The following is a 21,329-nucleotide window of genomic DNA, read 5'->3' on the forward strand; positions in this document are numbered from 1 at the left end:
ACCTTTAATGACTACTAATTACGCGAATGACACGAATTATTTAGCAATAAGGATTAGCGTAATTAGAGAAATTCGTAGTCACCGAAAGTTCCAAGTTCAATGTTCAAACATCAATATTTCAAGTTCATATCATAAAGTTCAAAGTTCAAACCTCAAAGGTCAAAGGTCAAAGGTAAGAGGGCATCTTTAGCAAGCCAAAAGGGCGTTAATTCACATGGAATTAACGCCCTTTTAAATCTCTAACACTGCTTTTTTCTCTTTATCCCAAGCAACTTGATAACTCGTCTAACTTGTTAACTATGTTACTATGTCTTCCTCGCAAGCAACTTGTTTACTCGTCCACTCGTTTACTTGTCAACTCGTTCACCATGTTACTTTGTCTTATTACTCAAGCAACTTGTTTACTCGTCCACTCGTTTACTTGTCTACTTGTTCACTTGTCTACTTCCCTGGATAAACGAGGTTGGCATCGGTGATATTATCCAGCACCTCGGTGAGGAACTTACGTGACTCCCACTTTGCCATAGGCAGGTCGTGGAGCAGGTAGTTACCACAGTCGCGTGGGGCAGCACCGGGGATTTCACCCTCGAAGTCGGCAACGAATTGAAAGGTGCGGCGCATGAGGTCGACAATCTCTTTCGACTCAAGGTCGCCACGAAGGATAAGATAGTTACCTGTCAGGCAGCCCATAGGACCCCAATAGATAACACGGTCTTTCCACTCGTCATCATTACGGAGGAAGGTGGCAGCCAAGTGTTCAATAGCGTGGATAGCACCGACGTGCAACACTGGCTCACGATTTGGTTCTTTCATACGGATGTCGAAGGTGGTAACGGTCTCGCCACCCACTTCGTCCTTACGACTCACATAAATGCCACGCAGCAAACGCTCGTGGTCAATGGTAAAGGAAGGAATCTTGTTTAATTCAGAATTCATAATTCACAATTCATAATTATGATTACTATTATAATTCAAAATTCATAATTCACAATTCATAATTATGATTACCGCTGTTAGCTTCAGTTTTATCCATAACCTTTAAGCTTTTGTTAGCTAAAAAGAAATCTGTATATCTTTAGTTCCGTGATAGAATCAAGCGGACAAGTAAACAAATTACTTATTCTATAAACTCTGCCTACATCGGTAATCATAATTATGAATTTTGAATTATGAATTATGAATTGCCTCTATAAAGTGCCTTGTCACCTCAAAGCTGCCGTTGGCAATGCGCTCCCAGAAGTCGTAGTACTGGCTGGCTTTATTGTCTTTGAGCGGAACATCGCTGATGACACGGAAGGAGACAAAGGGGGTTTGATAGATGTGGCAGACCTGCGCAATAGAACAACTCTCCATATCTACAGCTGTTGCCTCTGGGAAGTGGTCCATGATCTGTTGCATCTTCTCACGTGAGTTGACAAACCACTCGCCACTGACGGTCAGTCCTGCCTTGACATGCAGGTCCTTGCAATCAGGTAGGTTGTTCAACGACAGTGCCTTTTCAATCAGCTCAGCAGGAGCCTTGAAGCGAGCAGGCATACCGATAATCTGACCGTAAGCCACCTCATCGCCACAGTAGGCATCGTGGTAAGCACACTCCGTTGCTACCACCACATCAGTAACCTCCAATGACGTGTCGGCTCCACCCGCACAACCACTTGAGATAACAAGGTCAGGGTGGTAATGATTAATCATCTCAACAGCACCGACGGCAGAGTTTACCTTACCGATACCACACTGCTGCAGAATGATTTCCTTCTCTCCCAACCGTCCCGTAACGAAGTCTTTATGATTAAAATGTTTCGTCTCGGTGTTGGAAAGAATTGCTTTAAGTTGCGCGAACTCTTTGTCCATCGCAACGATGATTCCTATTTTCATACTGCAAAGGTACGAAAAAGTTACAAGTTGGATATTGTAAGTTCTTAGTTTTTTGTAACTTTGCAGAGATTAATCATTTGTCTGACATAAGCAAAATTAAATAAAAATGAAAACTTGGAAAAGATTTCTACCCGATGTACTGGTAGTCGTGTTGTTTGCGGTCATCTCGTTCGCTTACTTCTTCGTTCCAGTCACTCAGGGTAAGATTCTCTATCGCCACGATGCCTCAGCAGGTGTCGGTTCGGCACAGGAAATGACAGAGTATCAGAACCGTACTGGTGAGGCAACACGCTGGACAAACGCCATCTTCGGTGGTATGCCTACCTATCAGATGTCACCCTCGTATCAGTCAACAGACGGACTGTCGCAGGTGATGAACGCTTACCACCTTTGGTTGCCAGACAATGTATGGTTTCTTTTTGTCTATCTCTTAGGTTTCTATATTCTGTTGCGAGCCTTTGACTTCCGACAGTCGTTGGCGGCATTGGGTAGTATCATGTGGGCTTTCTCGTCCTATTTCCTCATCATCATTGCTGCCGGTCACCTCTGGAAGGTAATGGCATTGGCTTATCTTCCACCAATGATTGCCGGTATTGTCTTGGCTTATCGAGGACGTTACTTGTCGGGATTCATCGTGACGGCTATCTTCACCGCCTTTGAGGTGAAAGCCAACCACGTACAGATGACATATTACTATCTCTTTATCGTCCTCTTTATGGTCATCGGCTATCTCGTTCAAGCCGTTCGCCAGAAGCAACTCGTGGGTTTCCTCAAGGCTTCGGGCGTATTGGCTGTAGCGGCATTGATTGGTATATTAATCAATTTCTCAAGCCTTTACCACACATGGGAGTATCAGAAAGAGAGTATGCGTGGCAAGAGTGAGTTGCTGAAGGCTGATGGCGCGAACCAGACAAGCTCTGGTCTTGACCGCGACTATATCACGCAGTGGAGTTATGGTATTGATGAGACGATAACCTTACTCGTACCTGATGCAAAGGGTGGTGCGAGTGTTCCATTGAGCCAAAGCAGCACGGCTATGTCGAAGGTTGACCCACAGATACAGTCAATGATTCCACAGCTCTATGACGCTTTCCCACAGTATTTCGGTACACAGCCGGGTACGAGCGGACCCGTTTACGTGGGTGCCTTCGTGCTTTTCCTCTTCATCTTAGGACTTTTCGTGGTGAAGGGTACGATGAAGTGGGCACTCTTAGCAGCTACAATCCTCTCCGTTCTTCTCTCATGGGGCCATAACTTCATGGGCTTTACCAACTTCTTCCTCGATTACATCCCAATGTATGCGAAGTTCCGAACGGTGGCAAGTATCCTTGTTATCGCTGAGTTCACCATCCCGCTCTTGGCAGCACTGACCTTAAAACGTCTTGTTGACGAGCCTGAACTCTTAGGACAGAAGATGAAGTATGCTTATATCAGCCTTGGTTTGACAGCGGGTGTAGCCCTTTTAGTGGCTGTATTCCCAGACATGATGGGTCCGTTTGTCAGCGATCAGGAACGCCAGATGATTAATAGTATTCAGGGCATGGACAGCAATACAGCAGGAACAATCCTCGCGAATGTCTCTGCTATGCGTGCTGCAATGGTCAGCTCTGATGCTTGGCGTTCGGTTATTGTTATCCTCATCGGCTTCGCTTTGCTCTTCGCTTATAAGATGAAGAAGTTGCGTGCCGACTATATGGTGGCTGGTCTTTTGGTGCTTTGCCTCGTGGATATGTGGCAGGTGGATAAGCGTTACCTCAATGACGAGATGTTCGTACCAAAGAGTGAGCGCGATATGCCACAGCAGCCAACAGCAGCCGACCTTGAGATTAACAAGGATAAGAGTCTTGACTATCGTGTGCTGAACTTTGCTTCTAACACGTTCAACGAGAACGAGACATCTTACTTCCATAAGAGTATCGGTGGTTATCACCCTGCTAAGCTCCGTCGTTATCAGGAGATGATTGATGCTTACATCGCTCCAGAGATGCAGAAGACGATGCAGGCGATTGCTGCTGCAGGTGGTAATATGCAGGCGGTTGACGGTGTGAAGATCTTCCCTGTACTGAATATGCTGAACACGAAGTACTTTATTCTTCCACTGCAGGGTGGCACAACGGCACCAATACAGAACCCATATGCACAGGGCAACGGATGGTTTGTCAATAAGCTCAGCTATGTCGACGATGCCAACGCTGAATATGCTGAGGTGGGTAAGATTGACGTGCGCCATGAGGCGGTAGCTGATAAGAAGTTTGAGGCGGCTTTAGGTCAGGCGAAGATGAACGACTCTACTGCAATCGTGAAGCTCGATAAGTATGAGCCTAACAACCTGCAATACACTGTCAACTCAAAGAATGGTGGTGTTGTCGTCTTCTCTGAGATCTACTATCCGGGTTGGACAGCTACTATCGACGGTCAGCCTGCAGAACTCGGACGTGTTAACTATATCCTCCGTGCTGTGAGCGTGAAGCCGGGTAAGCATACCGTAGTCCTCGACTTCCACCCAACAAGTATCTCTACTACTGAGACCATCGCTTACATTGCGATTGTTATCTTGCTCTTGGCGATTGCGGGTGCAGGGTATATGGAGTGGAGGAAGAAGTAGAAGAAGCCCCACCCCATCCCTCCCCGAAGGGGGAGGGGGGTAATTAATTACCGAGATACCCCAAGGATTCTCTGAACTTGCGGTCATTGCGAGAAGTGAAGTGTGGAGACAAGGGGGAAGTCATCACAAAAGATGAAGGTTGAAAAAGGATAAAACAGAATACCCCCTCGCAAGTATATTGGCTTACGAGGGTATTCCGTTTAAATCGAAGAGTGTTTAGGGCATAGGCTTTATATGCTTTTATTGTATAAGGCTTATAGCGTTCTTCACCTTTTATATATATTGTAAAATAAGGATAAGAAGAAAATTATGAGACAACGAGTTGAAAAGAAGCTAAACCAGCATTTGATGCTACCGATAAAGCTGTTTATGGGTAGGGAGAAGTCAGGAGGTATCGTTCTGATTCTCAGTGTCACCTTAGCAATGATATTGGCAAACAGCAATATTGCTGAGAGCTATTTCCATTTCTTTGAGCAGGAAGTAGGATTTATCGTCAACGGAGAGCCTTATCTGAATTATAGTCTGCACCATTGGATTAATGATGGCTTAATGGCTATGTTCTTCTTTGTGGTTGGCTTAGAGTTGAAAAGAGAGTTTATCGGAGGCGAACTGGCTGACATCAGAAACACCATTCTACCTATCGGAGCAGCAATAGGCGGTATGATTGTACCTGCCTTGATATTTTTAAGTCTGAACATAGGTACCCCACAAACGATGGGATGGGGTATACCGATGGCAACAGACATTGCTTTTGCCTTAGGAGTAGTATATCTTTTGGGCGATAAAGTACCCGCATCGGCAAAGCTTTTCCTTACAACGCTTGCCATAGTAGACGACCTTGGGGCTGTACTTGTCATCGCCTTCTTCTACACTTCCGAACTCTCTATTGCGAGTTTGCTCTTTGGTTTGGGCTTTCTTGCAGTGATGTTTATAGGAAACAGACTCGGTATCAAGAGCCTATTCTTCTATGCTGCACTCGGTATCGGTGGTGTATGGGTAACCTTCTTGCTGTCAGGAATCCATGCAACGATTGCTGCCGTACTTGCTGCCTTTATGATTCCAGCCGATGCGAAGATTAACGAGTCGGTCTATCTCAAGCGTATGAAGAAACTGACAAGACGCTTTGAGCATGAGGAAGCTAACGAGGTGAGAACCTTGGAGGAGGGACAGGTGGACGTGCTGACACATATACAGCACGACACTACTATTGCAATTCCCTTGCTACAACAGCTTGAACATAAGATGTCACCTATCGTTACCTTCTTGATCATGCCTATCTTTGCAATTGCCAATGCAGGTATCAGCTTCACGGATTTAAGTCTATCTGACATCTTCTCTACCCACGTAGCACTCGGAGTGACATTGGGTCTGCTCTTAGGAAAACCGATTGGTATTATCGGAGCAACTTTCTTAATGGTGAAAATGCGTTGGGCAACCCTTCCAAGTGCCATCACTCGTCGCACACTGTTAGGCTTAGGTATGCTTGCCTCTATCGGCTTCACCATGTCAATGTTCATCTCTACCCTCGCCTTCACCGACGAGCTATTGATGACACAAGCAAAATTGGGTATCTTCCTCGCCTCCATCTTAGGCGGAATAGGTGGGTATGTGCTGCTGAATAAGAAAAGTAAATAAAAACAAGCAAACAAAAAACAAGAAAATAAGAAAACAAGAAAACAACTGGCCCCTCCCCCTTGCCCCTCCCCCGTAGGGAGGGGAGTGATTACCGAGATACCCCAAGGATTCTCCAAACTCGTAATCGCTGATTTAAGAGAAAGAGGGGCGTAAACAGTAAGACTTCTTTTATAGAATCATAAAAACAGAGTAACAAGCTAATTTGTTGCTCTGTTTTTTTAGACTTTATAACAAGCAACTTGTCAACTCAGCTAACTCGTCAACTCCCAAGAGAGACAAAGTAACATGAGAACAAATTTAGCTTTATCACAAGCAACTCGTCAACCCGTCCAACTTGTCAACTCGTCAACTTCAAAGAGAGACAAAATAACATGAGAACAAATTTAGACGTTATAACAAGCAACTCGTTAACCCGTCTAACTTGTCTACTCGTCAACTTCGTAACACAGAAACAAATTTTACTCATTATCATAGAACCTTCATCTACTACGAATTTCTCTAATTACGCTAAAACTTATTGTAATATAATTCGTGTCATTCGCGTAATTCGTAGTTAACTTTATTGGTTAGTTGACAAGTTAATTGCAGCGATAAATCCCCGTTAACATCGGTAATCATAATTATGAATTCTGAATTATGAATTTTGAATTAGATATATATTTATATAATTCTGCGACAAAAAAGTGTAAAGTTTAATTATTTCAGCAATCTACCTATTTGTCGCAGATCAGCAAACAGCCTCAACAGAAGAAAGTTACTAATTTGTCGCGCTATTCCACAATCATTTGATTTACATAATATTACAAAGGTAGAAAATCAAACAAAAAACAGTAGCAAACAAATTAGTAACGATGAAAACAAAAGGAAAAGAACACAAATATGACATATTTGTAAAGAAAAGAGAAAGATAAGGAGACAAACCTCCTTATCCGTCTCTCCACTCCTCCCTATCCGTCGAACAATGAGGAAAAAGACTCCCTTTTTGTCGCACAGAAGCTACTACGCTGTCGGGGACAACCTCCCATGAAGTCGCACGTAACCTACATATACGTCGCCTATTTTCAGCGTAAGCACCTGTACTTCAAATATATAAGAATGTCTAACTAAGTCTTAAAAAGTGACTGACAATGATTGTCTAAGTCCAAGACTGGTGTTTATGGGAGGAGTTTTACATACAAGAACTGACGCCCAACGTGGTTGCTAACGCTGTGAGTACGGTAACGAGAATATGCAGGATATTCTTCCAAATAGGTTTAATCATAACGTCTAAATAAATTAAAAGCCCAATCGGCAAGCAGATCACACTGCCGTCCCTTCTTGTTAACGGCATTGTATCCGAGCCGATTTGGACTAAAAGTGAATACTAAAGGTTCTTCCGAAATATGGGGTAATAGGCACACGGAGTCACAGAGGCGACGGAGGTAACGCACAATGTTACGGAGGTGCCGACGGCACAAAGAGCGACGGAGGTATAGCGTACAGATTCTTGATAATTATTTTTGGATAAATGCTTTGTATTTAAGCTAATAAAATTGGCAAACAAGCTCCGTCACTCTATGCACCAACGGTGCCTCCATAACATTGCATTTACCTCCGTTCTCTCCGTGACTCCGTGTGACATTGCTTCAAACTCTAAACACAAGTGGCAAAACTCATCACCCAACATTCAACACCCAACACCCTATCCCTCTCGCTCATCAGAAGCCAATATGTTACGTTCTTACAATAACATTGTTTCCTAATAAGCGATTTAGGGTAAACGGAGAGCGGAGGGGCGCAAACTTGGCACTCCCTCACGCTCATCTCTCAAACCAATCGACTATGCGTGGCCCTCAGTAGTGGCAGTAGCCTCACCTGGCTCTGGACCAGCAGAAGGCTTGTTCTCCTTCTTCTTGCCCTTGTTCTTCGCCTTCTCGGCAGCCTTAGGCGCATCATACTGCACAGCCTCCTGAATACGCAAACCGCTGATGAGGGTCTTCACACGACGCTTCATCGCATCGATAGTCACCGTTGGCGAGAAAAGCACATGCGCACCGTAGATATCTCTCTGTGCGTTAAAGTCTTCTGCCTTCTGAACACCCTGAGAGTGAATACCTACGCGGAAAGTTCCCAAACCGTCGAGCTTCACACGGTTACCATCCTTGAGGACCTGATTCATCTCGAACACCAACGCACTGATGACAGCCAAAATGTCGGGCTCAGTTACGGTGCAACGCTCACTGATACGCAGAGCGAGATCCTTAACACTAACAAGGTCGGGAGACACCGCACGGGCATACCAATAACCCTTGCGCTTGCTGTTCTTACGATTGTCCTGATACATACGAAATTTGATTGACATAACTTGAAAATTTAAAAAGTGAAACAAAGAAATTATTGAAATGAAAAAATGAAATCTTAACTCTATGCTCTAATAAGACAGAGGCAAATCCTCTCCGTGGCTCCACGCACGACGGTGCCTCCGTGACTTACATCGCTTTATTTTTATTACTCCTTTTCTCTGTGTGATACTACCTTAAAACTAAGTGGCAAACCTATTACTGAAGACCCTTCTTCCCACTCCTCATCGCCCTTGCCGTTCGCCAGTCCTCACCCCCTCCCAACACAAAAAGAAGGGAGAGGGACAACTACCTAAAAGACATACTGCGACAAAAAAGTGTAAAATTATGTAAACGAGTAAACAAGTAAATAAGTGAACACGTAAACAGATAAAAAGATAAACACAGAAATAACTAAAAACACAATAACGCAAAAACGTATAAAAATATAAAGGTAAAAGTCGGAAAACACAAAAACGTAAAAACATACTTCATCATAAACATAAACGATTAAAAATATGAAAAGATATTCACGTAAATAATTAAAATATTTACAGTCAGTAACTTAAAAAGTATTTCTCAGATTTTCGGCGACAAAAAAGTGAAATCTTTCACCGCATTTTCTCCCCTATTTTGCCCCAAGAATCTGGTGTCTATTCTTCCCATCACGCCTATAACTGATGTGAATCCACCGCTTTTTTATCGACTCCTGCGGCTCAAGAATCATCTGATCGAAGTCCGTTTGAGAGAGAATTGCCGCATATTTCCGACACATTTCCAGTCCTGTCACATGAATATCCACCGCCTCACCCCGCATATGTTGCGAATGTTCAGCCCCATGAACAGCCCTATTCACAGCCTCACAGCGATAACCTCCCACGACTATCACACGTCCCACACGCCTTCTGAGCGGTTCTAAGACGCATCTACAAAGCTCCCGAAGGTTCTCTATCACCTCCGCTCTCGAAGCCTCTCCCGGCGCAGGATTCACCTCAGGCACATTCTTAATACCCATGCCCACCGCCTTTCCCGAGCGCATCATCTCGCCCACCGTAAAATGTGGAGAGAGTCGCTCCTCAAAATCTATTTCATTAGAATGACTATCGTTGATCATACACATTAATTATTATAGATTATTTGGTTCATTAAAACTCCATTCGTCATCCCTTCATTCCTGATGACGATGCAAAGGTACAACACAAAAAAACCGATTCCAAGGAAGATATATGTAGTAATGTGAGTAGACAAAGTCAACTTAATTCTGAATTCATAATTCATAATTCAAAATTATTCGAACAAAGTTCTCATCAGTACGTCATAATTATGATTACTACTGTTAGCTGTGATTTATTGCTGCAAGTAACTTGTTTACTCGTAAACTTGTAAACTCGTCAACTACAAATTATGATTACTACTGTTAGCTGTGATTTATTGCTGCAAGCAACTTGTTTACTCGTAAACTTTTCAACTCGTCAACTACCACTCATGGGTACAGAGTATTATTGCAATAAAGGGGATGATAGAATAACAATAATACAAAAGAAGGTACAAAAAACAGATCTATATTTTTATCCATAAAAGAATAAATCTGTTTCTTGTACCTTCTGTCTCTATGCTACTTTGTCTTGTCGTATTCTTTGCCTTCCGCCTTTATCAGAATTAAGTTTTTTATTCAGCAACTTTACTATTGTCACTTTCCAAATCGCTCAGCCTTGCGAACTGCGCATCATATCTTGTTTCCTTTGATGCGGGTTTTATCATTGATGCATGGAGATTATCGTTGGGAAGTTCGGTTGTATCAATATCTACAGAGATATACAGTTCTTTGTTGCCAATATTCTTATAGCGGGCATCTTCTAACTCGCCTGCAGCCTTTATTGTGCACGTTCCCTTGACTGAAAAGAGGTGCTGGTCGTTATCACTACGATGATGAAAGAGTACATAACCAATATTACTAAGGTTTTCCACAATATCCATACTCTCTACGGTCATCTTAATAGCAACAGCCAGTTTACCATGAGAGAAATTAGCAGACTTAGTCGCATATTTCTCCATCATCACCATCAATACGCCCTTACGACCATGAACAGCCTCAGAACTATTTTGAGCCTTCTCGCCACTCAACACGGACGTTGGATTCTTTCCTAACGGACATTCTACCACATAATAGTCTTTCTGCAGTTTATCCAGTAAATCTTTATTTTCTGACTCTTTTTGCTTATCCAACGCCAACGAGAGATAGTTGGTGTCATCAAAGGGACGATACACCTTGCCCAACAGCTCTTGGAAGTTCTCACGTAAATATTTCTCATGATTCACTCCCGGCTTTGGTGCCATCGCATAGAAGGCGTATTTCTCTTTTAATGCCTCTTGTATCTTCTCTCTAAAGAGTTCACGCACCTTCTGCTTCCATTGTGCCTTCTGGTGTGCATTTTCTCTCGCATAGAGCGAAACAACATAGAGGAAGTTTACATCATAGTGATAGACTAACAGCGTATCACGATCGAAAAGACGATTCTCAAAATGACGAGAGAGGAAAGTGTTATTCTCACGGTTTGTGGTCGAAACATTATCGGCATACGACAACTTTTCATCCATCTTCGCACTGATAAAGAAGTTTGGAACGATGTTATATCCTTCTGTCTGCTCGTCCCTGTATATTGGGTGTTCCTTGCGCAATGCGGCATCCTCTTCACTGTTATCTAAAAAGAGATTAAGGTTCCACTGTATCACATTACGAGCATAGGTAAACTGCTTATAGACTGACTCGTCTGAAATCTTATTACCAATCTTATAATACTTACTGTCGCCAATATAATAAATCGGTCTATCTTCCTCGTTGTTCGTGAGATTACGGTAACTGTAAATATGGTCTACCCGCTTGCCGTCGTCTTGATCTTTCAGTCCTCGTGGCGGCTCCTTATCGCCTATCAGCTCATCGATAATGGCTTCAAAGACAATGTTGAAGTTCTTTACCAACAGGTATTCCCGCTGTTCTGTTACGATATGAATCTGATGTGCCTTATCAAAGAAAGCATAGCACATCTCCCACAGACGCAGCTGTATATCTGAGAAGTAACGATACTTTATCTGTTGCAATCGACGCTTACCATAACCCTTCAAATAATGTTCAAACTTTCGTCCTTTTATCAGTTCAAAACCGAGCGTGATATCCACAGGGAAGCCGTATGTTTCGCTGATATGATTAAGGATTGAGAAATAAATTATAATCAACTCCTCATCAGTATTTATTTGTCGCTTCTTGTTCACAGGGTTAAGATAAACAGGGACATCATCTTGCACCCATGCCGTAGAACGAGAGATAGTACGTGTCCAATTAATCTTATTATAGCCTGAATGAAGATTGCGTAGTATGGTTGTAAAGAAACTATGATGTTCCTTGTTAAACCGCAAGAGTGAGAGTAGTATATCAAGGAAAGTATTACTCAATACTCGCTTGCCCTTACCCATCTCGGCTATCTTCCTGTGTAAAACAATGCCACTGTTGGGATTACTCTTATTGAACACCTCTATAGCACGATATATCCACACGGCAAACTCATAGATAAAACTACGTTCTTCTGATGATAGTTCCGTGCAGTGATCAAGGTCGATGATGTCGTGCGGATCTAATCGGGAGAATACTTTATTCTCCTCATTCACTAATACCTTAGGAAGAATAAAGACACAATCTCTTAGCTGCGGATGATAATAGTAGCCTACATAACCCACACTTATCTCGCCCCCAACATTCTCCAATGAACTTAGTTCGCGCAACACATCACGCACTGCACTGGCTCGATAGCAATATCCTTCTATGATGACTCTCACGCCTCGTCGTCCTCTGCTGTTATTTCCTCTTCTATAACGTCCGCAGCATCAACCGTCTTTAGCTTCAAATTGCTTAAGAACCGTGCGATAAGACGCTCATTAACATCCTTGCCACCTTCGGTTTCATAGAACATCGGGTACTTCATCTCCTTACCATCTTCCGTCTGAAACTCATCATCGCTGAAGCCATAATCCTTAAATACATCGTTCCAAAGATAGAACAACACCTTACCCACAAAGGTCTTTGCCGTAATCGTGTGCCCATCGGCTGGCTTGACAAAGAAATAACCGAGTTTCTTGTCTTCGCTGTCAGTTACACTGGCAATCTTCTCGTTCACAGCTTCCAAGAACTCCCACCAGTCCCATTCCTTACTATCAGCTGCTATAACCCAGCCTTTTCCTTCATTGCGAATAGGCACATACTCCCACTCCCATCTGCGCTTGAATGCACTGTCGATAGGGAACAGACTCTGGTCGCTGGTGTTCATGGTGGCAAGAATATAAAGGTTTGAAGGTAAGCAGAGTTCACCATTCTTGATACCTTCGCTCTTACTTCCCAACGCCGTTTCTAAGTAAGTTCTTATATCTGTGTCTGCCTTAATACTATAATCCGACTTCCCATCATCACCTCTATCCAAGAGCTGAAATAAGTCGCCAAATATCTGGGCACAATTACCTCTGTTTATCTCCTCAATAACAAGATAAACATTCTCATCTGTTTGATAAGCACGCACATAGGCATTTAGAAAGGCTTGCGGAATAAAGTTATAAGCAATGCGCTTTTCTTCTATCTGCGCTCCCGTACTACTTTCATAATGTGAAACGACCTCCATCGTAGGCTTATAGGCACCTACAAAGGTAGAGTAATCACTATCGGGATGGAATGTAGTACGGAAAATATTTTCATTAGGAACATTATTCCCTGCCAAAGCTTTCTTTACACCGCATGACTTACCTGTGCCAGGTGCACCATAGAAAATTTGCTGGAGAGGTGTAATTGATTTGTTCGTTGATATAATGTTTTCCTTATTTTCATCACCTACAGTGGTAAAAGAAAAAGAAGAAGGTTCTATACGAATAGTTCCTTTCTTAAAGAATCTTATATAAAAAGAGTATTTATCATCAACCCTACGACTTTCAAGGCACACAATATCATCAACTTCAACATTGTTTTCTTTAAATAATTCGCCTAAACTTGGAATTCGCTTCTCTTTATTAGAATTACTGTAATAAACAAACCTTATAGGGACATTTATTGTTTCGTTAAGTCCTTTTGAAGTATTAATCGCCTCAAAATAAATAGTTATAGTTCCATTCTCATTTACTTGTGGGGTATCCCCAAAGAATGTTTCATAGTCAAAACCGTTTGAGAGGCGTATGTAGATTTCATGTGTGCCAGTTTGACCAACCTCAGCCTTAGTCAACTGCTTATAAAAGAACATTGAGTGTATCATATATATTGCTTTATGATTTTTGCGATTTGTTTTGCCATTAAGACAGGAACAGCATTTCCAATCTCCATATAGGTTTTAAGATATGCTCCGAGGAAGAAATAATCATCGGGAAAAGACTGACAACGAGCTGCTTCACGTGGTGTTATAGCCCTAATTTGGTAAGGATGGATATGCGAGTGGCAATCCATTCTAAGATGAGCTGTTATTGTCCTTGATGGTCTATCAGGAATAAGTTTGTAATATTTATCTTTGAAACAATGTAATCGATTCTTATACGGCATAATATCCGCAATCTTTTCATTTGATGCATCCTCTCCAGGGTTTAACAAACGATATATATCATAATTTATATCATTTACATATCGGGCTTTATGATTATAAGTTAAAGGTATTGTCCTCTTATCATTTATCAATGATAAATAATCGTTGTCATGTCCAGAAAAGCTATTTACATCTACTTTCTTACCTGTTGTTTCACTATCTATTTCATTAGTATTACGTACACGTGGAGCTTCCAAAGGCTTAATATAAGCCAACGCATCCGATAAAGTGTAAGTACAATTTCCTTTACATGCTTCTTTAATAGAATCGAAAACAGTTTGCGGAGTAATTTCTTTTTCCTCACAAACATCATTTCTAATTGCTATATATATAACACGTTCTCTATTTTGAGCAACAGAAAAATCCACTGCATTAAATAACTCATAACCAACGCTATATGAATATTCTATTCCATTTTTCTCCGCTCTAATAGAATTATAATCTTCTACAACTTGCTCTGCAACAGAAAGCATACCCCTCACGTTTTCCATAACAACAAATTTAGGAGCAAGCTTCTCTACAGCTTTCAAGAAATACTTGTATAATTCATTACGTGGGTCGTCTATTATTCGTTGCTGATTAGCACTGCTAAAGCCCTGACAAGGGGGACCACCCATCACCACATCAATATCTTCTGTTATATATTTATCTATGTGATTGACAATATCTCGAATATCCGCTTGTAAGATGTTTTGTTCTGGTATTTCAGGATGATTATAACGGTAAGTATTTATGCATACCCCTTCAAAATCATTTGCAAAGGAAATCTTAAAGCCAGCATGTGTAAATCCTAAACTTAAACCTCCAGCTCCAGCAAAAAAATCCGCAACGGTTGGTTTAATTGCCGCAGATTCTTTCTTTTGTAGTTTTTCTCTTTTCTTGTTATAAAGCTTATCTAATGTATTCCCAAAAGCACGTTTGTTCTCCACGTATACTGCAATAGAAGATATAAACTCATTATACAAAACACCCAATTGTTTTTCTAAATCAGGTATCTGTAACTTAGATGAGATAATCCCAATATCAAGAAGCTCATTAATTATCTTTTTAGAAATTTTAGATTCTAACGTAAAAGGAATAGCAAGTTTACAAGTTAATTGTCTAACTATTTTGCAATAGATAGAAACAAGTTCTAGCTGAAAACTTTTATCTGCTTTTGTCTTAATACTATTTATATCTTTAAAGAACATATACTAAATGCCATTGAGAATCTGCTTTATTCCTTTTGCTAATGCTTCAGCAAATAAACAAGGAACAGCATTGCCTATTTGTTTGTATTTCTCTCCACGAGAGCCCATAAACACAAAATCATCTGGAAATGATTGTATTCTTGCTGCTTCACGAACTGTAAAACTACGTGCTTGTTTTGAGTCTGGATGTATAAACTGAAAACCGTCCTTATGAATATGGGCTAATATTGTTTTACTTGGCAAATCCCACCATTGAACAACATAACTATTATCAAACACTCTTGCGTTCTTATGCTCTAAATCTGGACGTCTTCTTCTCATTTCTCCAAAACTCCAATGATTATCAATCATAACACGGAATCTTTCCCTATCTGTTTCATTATGTTTACGGCATATATGATCCATTAATGGATAAACACCCCTCTTGCCTATAGACTTTAAAAAATCATTATTACATGGGTATTCAAAGTTTGGTGTAGAAGCATCCTGCCCTGGTAAGACAAAGGGTAAATCACCCAAAGCAGCTCTTACATCAACATAACTTTTAAGCTTACCCCTATCCTCAATTGGAGTTTCTGGAGAAAAGTGTGTCTTTTGAATACTATCATAGACATCTGTAGCCTCACAAGAGTTTAGATCTTTTCTGACACCAATTAAAATGATTCTCTTTCGCATTTGTGGTACACCGTAGCACACAGAATTGAAGAGTATTTTATCAGTATCACTAACGACGTTATAATGCTTTCCTAAAGCCTCTATAATCTGAGGGAAAATAGCTTTTCCATTAACTTTTGCAGACAGTAAGCCTGTAACATTTTCAAAAACGAAAATCTTAGGCATATAATGTTCCAAGACCCTTACATAACTTTCAAACAGAAAATTACGCGGGTCTTTTTCCATCCCTTTTTTATCTCTAACTCTGCCTGCTGTCGAATAAGCCTGACATGGAGGTCCACCTATAATAATATCAACCTGACGACCAGCCACAGCATCATCTATCGTATTGAGAATATCGGGAGAAGTAATATCTTTTTCGATAACTTCCTTATCATAATTTTGATAACCATAAAACTTCATACGTTCCTTCAAAGTTTCGCAAGCATAATGATTTATCTCAACGTGAGCAACCGCTTTGAAACCTTGCCTATAAAACCCTTCACTCAGTCCTCCACACCCAGCAAATAGGTCTATAAAGTTATATGTTTTCTTCCTCGCCATTAATAATTCTAACTTATTCCAGATAATGCAACCAAGTCTTTCAGCGTTATATCCGAAATCTCGGCAATAGTTATGAGCAATATAACTAAGTATTTCTATGTGTTTTGTCATTGATTTCAAGAGTCTTATTCTATTACCATCCACCGCAGTCATTGTTGGTTATAGCTCTCTCCTCATTTCGTACAAAACAGTGTTATACATACTCACTGCAAAGGTAATCATTTTCAGACAGAATGACAAATAAAGACAGAAAAAACAAAGTAATACAAAGACAAGGGAACAGAAGACAGAAGGACAGAAGGGACAGAAGTAATAAAAGACAGGGGAAAGGGGAAAAGACAGAATGACAAAAAAACAAAGCTCGGGATATTATATTGGTAGAATGGTGCTAATAAGCCTCATAAGCTTAAGAAGGCTTTTAAGACAAAGAGGATTTGTTAGTTTCCGTTTACTATTTCTTGCCACAGCCCAAAGGGTATCTCGGTGTTCACTCCCCTCCCTCGGGGAAGGGGATAGGGGGAGGGGCACTTCTATGTCTTTTATTACTTATGTCATTATGACTTCTGTCCATTATGTCATTATGGCTTCTGCATCATTCTGTCTGTCATTATAACTTCTGTCCCCTATGTCATTATGGCTTCTGTTCATTCTGTCTGTCATTTTGGATTCTGTCCATTATGTCATTATGGATTCTGCATCATTCTGTCTGTCATCTTGGCTTCTGTCCCTTATGTCATTACGTCTTCTGTTCCCCTGTTACTTTGTCTTTTACATACTCTGTCCATTATGTCTTCCGTTCATTCTGTCTGGTTTAGAGGGTCTTTTATGTAAAGTATTTTTACGAACTTACTAATTTGTCGAGAAATAGTAAACAGAAGATTGGGTAATATCTTCCCTTTTTGTCTCGAACGTTTAGAGAAGAATTCGTAACTATCAAAAATACAATAGTTTATAAGATAAAACAAAGGATACAAAGTTCAGAAAATCACAAGTTTATTTATGGAAGAAGCAAAGGAAAAGAAGTGAAAGAAAGGAAGATTCGTTACAAAAAGGGAGAATTTGTTTATATTTTTCATAACGAAGCCTTATTCTTTCCCTATTCGTCGCACCTAACCTCCTAACTTGTCGACTACCCCACCCCAATAGCTACTAAAGTGTCGCACCATCCTTACTAATTTGTCGCAACCTACTTACTAATCTGTCGCCGCTAAGTTACTAATTTGTCGTCGAATAATCGTGTAACTATTTAAGGTTCAATGGCTTTAAGGGCCTCTACTAATATCTAATAAAGATTATATAACGATATTCTAAGTTAAGAAGAGGTGTTTTGTTTTGAGAAAATATATATTTTTCGCTGGGGGAAGAAGACTTTAAACAAAGGTTTTGGGCGCAACCTCCCTTTTTGTCGCACATACGTTTTAGGAGCGGTGCAGGCGTTTTCTGTTTTGCTGTAGGCTTGTAGGACGAACGTTTTGAGTCGGGTTTTCATTTCCGTTTCATGGTTTTGTGGGTTTTTAGTCGGTGGTTTCGGGTAGGAAATTTTGGTGAGATTCATGTCGGTTTGGTAGTATGTTTTGTTTCGTTTTCTTATTTTTATTACCGTTGATCTTTGCTTTATTCGGTTGTTTTTTAGGCGGTTACACAGGATTCTTATTATCTTCAAATATGTTTTTATATATTTGTTTATCAGTATATTATCGCTTTTTAATTTTCTTATAGGCTATTCTTTACTTCCTCGTGTTCAATGATTAAAGGGCAGAGATACGTAAGGACGTTTGTATGTTTTTCTTTTTCATCAGCTTGTCGGTATTCGTATCGAATTTAGAAGGATTATTTCTTCTTTTCATTGTTCAAACTTTTCGGTTTTTATGTTCACATTTTAGGAAGGTTATTCTCATTGAGTTTTCTTCTTTTCATGACTTTGTCGACATACTTTTTATAGGTTTTGACATGAGAGTTTTTCCTCCTTTTTTGTCGCACCTAAGCCTTTTTTCGTTCTTAATCATTCGCAAAATGCTGTTTTATCGCTTAAAGATAGCGGAGACAAATAGGGAAGCTATTTTCGATACTCCCCTACTCTATTTATGCGATAAAGCATTGATATTAATAAAGTTATGGTGATTTCCTTTCTCTTTTACGTTCGAAAAGTACAAAAACTTGTCACTTTTTTGTCGCACTTTACTTTTATCAATATTTCTTTTCCATTGATATTCAGTTTATTATGTCGATTTATTATGTCAGTAAAATATATTCCCTTTTTGTCGCTTTATGCTCGCCAAGCATCGTATTTTTGATTTATAGCAGAACTTTCGACTGTTCGTTCCACCTATTTAATCTATATGTGCCAAATATGTTCCTATTTTGTCGACACTCACGAATGCTTTACATTCAGTTTTCCCTCCCTATATGTCGCACTATTCATCACATACCGACTGAGGTTTTTCCTATTCTTGTAATGTTATAGGTCCTCCGCACATGTCGTGCTAAGCCTTCGCACCATATGTGCGGAGCCTTCGCACGATATATTTGATTAGTTTGTGGTTTATTATATAAAGATTTAGTGCAGTGGTAAACTCATGTTTTACAGTCTTACCTTTTTTGAAATGTTATAATAGCTTTTTTATTCGTGAGTTTATTGTTTATTCCTTAACTTTGTGGACATAATAATTAAAAACTAATTCTTTATGAAGCATTTAGCAATTTTGCTATTAGGTTTACTTGCCCTTACGGCTTGTTCAAAAGATAATGAGGAGGGTCTGAGCCCTACCCTATCCGAGAAGAAGAAAGATTATATTGCTAAAATAGAATTTTTCTATAAACCATTGGGTAATAATGTAAAAGATTATGAAAAAGCAGGTGAGTATACTTTTACGTATGATAAACAGAAACGGCTTGTAGGCTGTACGTATTATTATAATGAGTTTGACGATGGTCATAAGAGTAATTGTAAGATGTCATACTCTGAGAATCAGATAGAGTTTCATAAATTGGAATCTACTTATAATGGTAAGCGTCGTTATCCCGAAGACTTTTTTATTATATTAGACAAGCAGGGAAAGGCTTTACAGGTAAATACCTATATTTATGGATCGTATCTTCATTCATCTAACAGGGAATACTTTAAATATATTGACGCTTTCTTTAAACATGATAGCTTAGGGCATTGCACATCATTCGCTCAGCAAGGTTTTCCAAGTATTATCCCTTTGGTATGGAAGAATGGCAATATTGAGTCGATACTTTACCATACTAAGGGGGGGGTATCGAAAATTAATCCGAAGCCTTCTGGGATTGACGAAAACTATATTTATACGAACATTCCAAATAGGAGCTACCCTGATCTCAACTTATTCTTTGCAGATTATCACACGGATGGTCGCTGGTGGTCTCTTTGGTCAGATGTTGTTGGATTCCGTTCTGCACACATGCTAAGTAGGATTCTTTTAAAAGAAAGAGTGTATAGAACCTTTTCACATAAGTTGGATTCTAAAGGTAGAGTTTCTGAGACAATAGTAGATACTGGTATATCTCGTTTGACAAAATATATTATCACCTACGCAAACATTTAGTAGTTCTCCGATTATCGTATTAGGGCGCATCATACTTTTTGGTTATGATGCGCCCTAAGTTTTATGTCAAATTTTTAATTTTGTAGGTTATAAGTAAACTTAGAGTTTCAGGGTTAAGCTACATGTATACTTTTTTCTAATGCTTTTCTTTTTGAAACAGAGTATAACTTTTTTTGTTATTGGATGTTATGATTAATTCTTAACTTTGCGACATGATCATTTAAAACAAAACTCATATGAAGTATTTAGCCCTATTACTTGTTGGTGCGCTCGCCTTTACCGCTTGCTCTAAGGATGATTCGGAGGTGAAGGAAGGGGAGAAGGATAATATTGTTAATGTTGACAACAGTCGTCCAGGTGATAAGAATAATTTGAAACCTGTTGTTCCTAAAAAGAAGGTACTTGATTATATCTCAAAAATAGAGACATACTATGGACCGGATGAAGAACCTATTAAGACGGAGATTTTCAGTTATGATAATCAGATGCGCCTTGTTGGTATTTCCAGTACCGTACCAAAGTATTTTACACAACCAGCAATGATTGGTAAGGGTACTTATTCTCAGTCTGAGTATGTGCTTCAGCAAGAGGGTCACGAATCAAAAGAAACGCTTATTCCTGAGTGGAAGGCTACTCTCTCTTTGGATGGTCAGGGACGAGCAGCTAAGTTTTTCTATGAGTCATTTATTACTTACGAGCCAGATAGAATTAGAACGCCCCATACAGTTCTTTATGATCAGTTTGTTTATGATAAGGATGGGCGTCTGACTTCTTATTATAATCATAATCGTAGAAAGTTAATGAATTTTACTTGGACGAATGGTAATCTGTCGGAAGTACGATTTAAAGAGCATGAGAGGCCTGCTATCCAATTGTACATGACAAGTAGTTACTCTACCATTCCAAATAAGTCTTTTCCAGACTTGAATTTGTATATCATTACGTCTTATCTCTTTGAACATTGTGCTCACTTTTGGCCAGATCAGTTTGGTCTTCGTTCAGATTATTTGGTTAGTAGGATGACAGTTTATTTTTATAAAGAAGCTCTTCCTCCTGAGAATATTACCTATAAGTTAGATGCAAAGGGGCGTCCTATAGAGGTGCTTTATTATGGTACTTCGCGCTATAAGTATGTTATTACTTATGTAAACAATTAATGTGTTTCCCGCATAAGCTTTGAATATTTTAGGGCATATCATAACTTCTGTTTATAGTGTGCCCTACTCTTTTGAGTCTTCAGTAATATGAAGCCAATCGGTCATTAGACCACAATATGTATAATTCTTATTACTATGGTATTGTTTCCTAACATC

General features: G+C 40.0%; 13 protein-coding genes. 4 read left to right on the top strand and 9 right to left on the bottom strand.

Annotated elements, in window-relative coordinates:
- Window positions 1-441 precede the first annotated feature (441 nt).
- A complete protein-coding gene (locus HMPREF1505_RS05040; RefSeq protein ID WP_036923462.1) occupies window positions 442-936 on the bottom strand; it encodes an S-ribosylhomocysteine lyase in 495 nt (164 codons plus the stop codon).
- A gap of 231 nt (window positions 937-1,167) precedes the next feature.
- The gene (locus tag HMPREF1505_RS05045) at window positions 1,168-1,875 is read right to left on the bottom strand and encodes a 5'-methylthioadenosine/adenosylhomocysteine nucleosidase (RefSeq protein ID WP_036923465.1); all 708 of its coding nucleotides are present in this window, start codon (window positions 1,873-1,875) and stop codon (window positions 1,168-1,170) included.
- Window positions 1,876-1,981: 106 nt separating this feature from the next.
- Here HMPREF1505_RS05045 and HMPREF1505_RS05050 point away from each other — a divergent pair, with 106 nt between their 5' ends.
- Entirely contained in the window at window positions 1,982-4,480 is a 2,499-nt protein-coding gene (locus HMPREF1505_RS05050) for a YfhO family protein (protein ID WP_036923468.1), read from the top strand.
- Window positions 4,481-4,789: 309 nt separating this feature from the next.
- A complete protein-coding gene (nhaA, locus tag HMPREF1505_RS05055; protein WP_036923471.1) occupies window positions 4,790-6,115 on the top strand; it encodes a Na+/H+ antiporter NhaA in 1,326 nt (441 codons plus the stop codon).
- Window positions 6,116-7,283: 1,168 nt separating this feature from the next.
- On the opposite strand, the gene HMPREF1505_RS13105 is transcribed toward nhaA, so the two are convergent.
- From HMPREF1505_RS13105 to HMPREF1505_RS05090, 7 genes are all read right to left on the bottom strand, one after another.
- Window positions 7,284-7,376 (bottom strand): smalltalk protein, encoded by a 93-nt coding sequence (locus HMPREF1505_RS13105; RefSeq protein WP_152031158.1) that lies wholly within the window; start codon window positions 7,374-7,376, stop codon window positions 7,284-7,286.
- Window positions 7,377-7,934: 558 nt separating this feature from the next.
- Window positions 7,935-8,456 carry an HU family DNA-binding protein gene (locus HMPREF1505_RS05060; protein WP_004359161.1) on the bottom strand — a complete coding sequence of 174 codons (522 nt, stop codon included), beginning with the start codon at window positions 8,454-8,456 and terminating at the stop codon, window positions 7,935-7,937.
- 605 nt (window positions 8,457-9,061) lie between these two features.
- On the bottom strand, window positions 9,062-9,547 hold the full coding sequence (locus tag HMPREF1505_RS05070; RefSeq protein ID WP_036923477.1) for a D-Ala-D-Ala carboxypeptidase family metallohydrolase: 486 nt from the start codon (window positions 9,545-9,547) through the stop codon (window positions 9,062-9,064).
- Window positions 9,548-10,101: 554 nt separating this feature from the next.
- Window positions 10,102-12,264: an LlaJI family restriction endonuclease gene (locus HMPREF1505_RS05075; protein ID WP_036923480.1), complete on the bottom strand. Its 2,163-nt coding sequence runs from the start codon at window positions 12,262-12,264 to the stop codon at window positions 10,102-10,104.
- Entirely contained in the window at window positions 12,261-13,718 is a 1,458-nt protein-coding gene (locus HMPREF1505_RS12610) for an McrB family protein (protein WP_051412323.1), read from the bottom strand. The genes HMPREF1505_RS05075 and HMPREF1505_RS12610 overlap by 4 nt, the downstream gene beginning before the upstream one ends.
- Window positions 13,715-15,229, bottom strand: a complete 1,515-nt coding sequence (locus HMPREF1505_RS05085) for a DNA cytosine methyltransferase (protein WP_036923482.1) — start codon at window positions 15,227-15,229, stop codon at window positions 13,715-13,717. Before HMPREF1505_RS05085 ends, HMPREF1505_RS12610 begins: the two co-directional genes overlap by 4 nt.
- A gap of 3 nt (window positions 15,230-15,232) precedes the next feature.
- On the bottom strand, window positions 15,233-16,558 hold the full coding sequence (locus HMPREF1505_RS05090) for a DNA cytosine methyltransferase (RefSeq protein WP_197017495.1): 1,326 nt from the start codon (window positions 16,556-16,558) through the stop codon (window positions 15,233-15,235).
- A gap of 2,573 nt (window positions 16,559-19,131) precedes the next feature.
- Between HMPREF1505_RS05090 and HMPREF1505_RS05100 the strand changes: the two genes are divergently transcribed.
- Window positions 19,132-20,016, top strand: a complete 885-nt coding sequence (locus HMPREF1505_RS05100; protein WP_036923486.1) for a hypothetical protein — start codon at window positions 19,132-19,134, stop codon at window positions 20,014-20,016.
- A 236-nt stretch (window positions 20,017-20,252) separates the two neighbouring features.
- Window positions 20,253-21,173, top strand: a complete 921-nt coding sequence (locus HMPREF1505_RS05105) for a hypothetical protein (RefSeq protein ID WP_036923488.1) — start codon at window positions 20,253-20,255, stop codon at window positions 21,171-21,173.
- The last annotated feature ends 156 nt before the right edge of the window (window positions 21,174-21,329 follow it).

The organism is Prevotella sp. ICM33, assembly GCF_000517825.1.
Classification (GTDB): domain Bacteria; phylum Bacteroidota; class Bacteroidia; order Bacteroidales; family Bacteroidaceae; genus Prevotella; species Prevotella melaninogenica.